The sequence below is a fragment of the Polaromonas sp. P3_C2 genome (genome assembly GCF_056402675.1).
This window is the reverse complement of sequence record NZ_JBFUGX010000794.1, coordinates 1-1,692: the sequence shown is the minus strand read 5'-3', so window position 1 is coordinate 1,692 and position 1,692 is coordinate 1. Positions and strand designations below refer to the sequence as shown.

Here is a 1,692-nt window from a genome sequence, read left to right as displayed (position 1 = left end):
ACTTCAGGTCAAGCTGCCGATCGCCAACGCCGAACAGCAGCGCGATTATCCCAAGGAAGTCATCGTCGCCGTGAGCAGCGACGGCCGCTACATGGTCAACAAGACTCTGGTGGAAGGCCGTGGCATCGAAGTGCTGGGAGCCGCGCTTGCCGAAGCAGCGAAAGCCGGCAAGGAAAGCGTCATCATCATCAGCGCCGATGCCAACGCCACGCATCAGGCCGTTATTACGGTCATGGAGGCCGCACGCCGCCAGGGGCTGACACAAATCACATTTGCAACGCAAAGCGCCGCAACGGCCGGGGCCAGATAGGCCAGGGCCGGTTGCCCATTCCATGCAGCCTTCGCGGCGAAATGGCAGTCATCACGTGAAACAGATTTTGCAGAATGCCTGGCGCAAACGGGGTTGGCCGGCATGCCTGCTCTGGCCGCTGGCCCAGGCCTATGGCCTGGTCGTGCGGCTGCGGTGGGTGCTGTATCGCCGTCACATTCTCCGGTCCGAACATTTCGGCGTTCCGGTGATCGTGGTCGGAAACGTCATTGCCGGCGGCGCCGGAAAAACACCGCTGGTGATTGCCCTGGTGAAACATCTGCAGGCGCAACAGATACGGGTGGGGGTGGTGTCGCGGGGTTATGGACGGCACGGCACCGCCTGCCTGGAGGTGGTCCCCGGCGCATCCCCTCACCTCACAGGCGACGAGCCGGCCCTTATCAAGCGCGCAACGGGTGCGCCTGTTTTTGTTGCCGGCAAGCGTGCAGACGCCGTGCGCGCATTGCTTGCGGCATATCCGGGCACGGCTGTAGTCGTGTGTGACGACGGTCTGCAGCACTACGCCCTGCAGCGCGATATCGAGATTGCCGTGTTCGATGACCGAGGTGTGGGGAACGGCTGGCTGCTACCGGCAGGTCCGTTGCGTGAGCCCTGGCCCGCACGCGAACGGGTTGGCTTGAATTTTGTGCTGCACACCGGGCAAAAACCGGCATTTGAAGGGTTTGTTTCCAACCGGAAACTGAGCAACGAAGCTTATTCCGCCCGGGACGAACCGGTCTCGCTGGCGAGCCTGCGGGGCCGGCCTCTGGCGGCACTTGCGGGCATAGCCAATCCTGAAGCATTTTTCGGAATGCTGAGGGAAACCGGCCTGACGCTGCAGGCCACAACGGCCCTGCCCGACCACCATGACTTCACCGATCAAGACCTGGAAGCGGAGGAACTCAAAGGGCGTGTGGTGCTGTGCACTGAAAAAGACGCCGTCAAGCTTTTTGCCCTGCAGGGCACATCACAAAAGGAGGTTCTGGCCGTACCTTTGGTGTTTACGCCCGAACCAGCGTTCTTTGCCGCACTCGATGCCCGGCTGGCCCCGCTGATTTCTCCCTTACCATCAGGCCATGGACACCAAACTGCTTGAACTGCTGGTCTGCCCTGTGACCAAAGGCCCGCTCGACTACGAYCGGGAAAAACAGGAACTTGTTTCCCGCAGCGCCCGCCTCGCCTACCCGGTGCGCGACGGGCTTCCCGTGCTGCTGGAAAGCGAAGCGCGGACCTTGACTGATGAAGAACTCGGTCTGTGAACGGCGCCTTGAAAAAAACAAGCAAGACCCCGAAAGCATGAGCTTCACCGTCCTCATTCCGGCCAGGCTGGCCTCTACACGCCTGCCCAACAAGCCGCTGGCCGACATCGGCGGTGCACCCATGGT

Annotated in this window: 4 protein-coding genes; all 4 read left to right on the top strand. The window is 61.8% G+C overall.

All coding sequences use genetic code 11. The features are described from left to right. On the top strand, nucleotides 1-310 hold a 310-nt coding region (locus AC1DWI_RS22050; RefSeq protein WP_477725772.1), incomplete at its 5' end, for an ExbD/TolR family protein. Between the two features lie 22 nt (nucleotides 311-332). Then, a complete protein-coding gene (gene lpxK, locus AC1DWI_RS22045) occupies nucleotides 333-1,403 on the top strand; it encodes a tetraacyldisaccharide 4'-kinase (protein ID WP_477669425.1) in 1,071 nt (356 codons plus the stop codon). Continuing rightward, the gene (locus AC1DWI_RS22040; RefSeq protein ID WP_122956562.1) at nucleotides 1,384-1,566 is read left to right on the top strand and encodes a Trm112 family protein; all 183 of its coding nucleotides are present in this window, start codon (nucleotides 1,384-1,386) and stop codon (nucleotides 1,564-1,566) included. Before lpxK ends, AC1DWI_RS22040 begins: the two co-directional genes overlap by 20 nt. 37 nt (nucleotides 1,567-1,603) lie before the next feature. Continuing rightward, on the top strand, nucleotides 1,604-1,692 hold an 89-nt coding region (locus tag AC1DWI_RS22035), incomplete at its 3' end, for a cytidylyltransferase domain-containing protein (RefSeq protein WP_477725773.1).